Here is a 2,388-nt window from a genome sequence, read left to right as displayed (position 1 = left end):
TCCCGCGTCGGGTGCACCCGGTTGGTCAGCAGCACCACCACCGAACGCGAGTCCGGGTCCAGCACCAGCGAAGTACCGGTGAAACCGGTGTGCCCGGCCGTGCGCGGGCCGCTCAGCCCGGCCATGTACCAGCGCTGGTCCAGTTCGAAGCCCAAACCGTGCCCGTCGCCGGGGAACGCGCCGTTGTAGTCGGTCAGCATCCGCTCGACCGTCTCCGGCTGCAGGATCCGCTGCTCGCCGTAACCGCCGCCGTTGACCAGCGCCTGCCCGAGCACGCCCAGGTCGTGCGCGGTGGAGAACAAGCCCGCTTCACCGGCCACGCCGCCCAGCGACCAGGCGTTCTCGTCGTGCGGCTCGCCGCGGACCATGCCGCGCGGGGGCTCGGTCTGGAACTCGGTCGCCGCGATGCGGTGCAGCTCGCTCGGCGGCGGGTTGTAGCCGGTGTCGTCCATGCCCAGCGGGCCGGTGATGCGTTCGCGGACCACCTGGTCCAGCGGCGCATCGGCCATCCGGGACACCAGCACGCCCAGGGTGATGAAGTTCGGGTCGGAGTACTGGTAAGCCGTTCCCGGCGGCTTCTCCGGGCTCAGCCGCAGCACGTGCGGGATCCGCTCCTGCGGGGGCAGCTTCCACAGCTGCACCTCGGACGGCAGCCCGGAGGTGTGCGTGAGCAGCTGCCGCACGGTGATCGACTGCTTGCCCTGGCCGCCGAACTCCGGCAGGTAGTGCGCGACAGGGGTGTCCAGGTCCACGTCGCCGTCCTCGACCTGCTGCAGCACCGCAATCGAGGTGAACAGCTTCGTCAGCGATGCGACGTCGAAGATCGTGTCCGGGCGCATCGGCTCCTGCTGCTGCGGCGGCAGCTCGGTGCCCTGCGCGTCGGAGTAGCGGACCTCCTTGCCGAACGCCTCGTGCCGCACCACCACGCCGTCGTGGGCCAGCAGCGCCACCGCACCGGCGAACATCGGGTGCTCGCGCCCCGGCGTCGGCCCCGTCCAAGCCCCGATCCGCCGCAGCGCGTCATCGATCGGCGCCGCCGCGAGCCCGGCCTGCTCCGGGGAACCCGGCCGCAGCACGGTCTCCGCGGAGGAGAACCCGTCCTGCGGGCGGTCGAAGCGGCCGCCCGCGCCGACCGGCGGCGAAGCGCACGCCGGTCCCGCGGCCGTCGCCGTGATCGCCGTGAGGACCAGAGCCAACAGCGTTCCGCGCATCAAGACCCACCCTCGTCAGCAATGAGCACGCGCTCACCGGTACAGCAGGAAACGCTCCCGCAGGCGCCGGAACTCGGCCAGTTCCGCATCCCACGAGCCGACGATCTCGTCCACGCCCGCGCCCGCGTCGACCATGGTGCGGACCCGGTCGGTGCCGGCCAGCTTGTCGATCATGCCGTCCGGGCGCCAGCCGAAGACCGGGCCGAACAGCCGCTTCGCCGTGACCAGCATGGTGATCGCGATGCGGATCGCGTCGACCTCTCCGCCGCGGTGCAGCTGCACGCCGCCGCAGGTGGCGCCGGCGTGCTTGCCGAACTCGGGCACGAAGTAGGTCTCCCGGAAGCGGAGGCCCTCCAGCCCGGCGGCGTTCAGCTCGTCCGCCCAGCGCCAATCGATCCCCGGCGCCCCGATGATCTCGAACGGGTGCGTGGTGCCGCGCCCCTCGGACAGCACGGTGCCCTCGAACAGCCCGGTGCCCGGGTACACCATCGCGGTGTCCGGCGTCGGCATGTTCGGGCTCGGCGGCACCCACGGCAACGCCGAGCCCGCGGCACGACCGCGCCATCCTTCGGCGCGCACCACCGACAGCCGCTGGCCGAGCGGCGGGTCGAGGTACTCGGCGTCGAACATGCGGGCAAGCTCGCCGAGCGTCATGCCGTGCTGCTGCGCGATCGGCAGCGCACCGACACCGGAGGCGAACCGCATGTCCAGCCGCGGACCCGCCACTTGCGCACCGATCGGGTTCGGCCGGTCCAGCACGACGAACTCGGCGCCGGTGCGCGCGGCTGCGCGCATCGCGGTGTACATGGTCCACACGTAGGTGTAGAAGCGGGCGCCGACGTCGGCGATGTCGAACACCACGCGCTGCACACCGGCCTTGCCGAACATGCGGGCCAGCTCGTCCGCGTTCGCGCCGTAGGCGTCGTAGACCGGCAGGCCGGTGCGCGGATCGGTCACGTTCCCCTCGGAGCCACCGGCCTGCGAGGTGCCGCGGAAACCGTGCTCGGGACCGAACACGGCGGCGATATCCACCGCACCGGACGCGTGCATCGCATCGACGATGTGCTGCAAGGAAGCCAGCACGCCCGTCGGGTTGGTGATCAGTCCGACCCGGCTGCCCGTCAGCGGCTGCCAGTTCTGCGCGGCCAGCACGTCCGCGCCGGTGCGCACCGCGCCG

Annotated in this window: 2 protein-coding genes; both read right to left on the bottom strand. The window is 72.1% G+C overall.

The features are described from left to right. On the bottom strand, positions 1-1,211 hold a 1,211-nt coding region (locus IJH84_RS26510), incomplete at its 3' end, for a serine hydrolase (protein ID WP_295150301.1). Between the two features lie 33 nt (positions 1,212-1,244). After that, the coding region (locus IJH84_RS26505) for a DUF1343 domain-containing protein (RefSeq protein ID WP_295150298.1) at positions 1,245-2,388 on the bottom strand (1,144 nt) is incomplete at its 5' end.

The sequence above is a fragment of the Saccharopolyspora sp. genome (assembly GCF_017434145.1).
GTDB classification, from domain to species: domain Bacteria; phylum Actinomycetota; class Actinomycetes; order Mycobacteriales; family Pseudonocardiaceae; genus Saccharopolyspora_C; species Saccharopolyspora_C galaxeae.
Note: the sequence above shows the minus strand (reverse complement) of the source record. Positions and strands in the feature narration are given on the sequence as shown.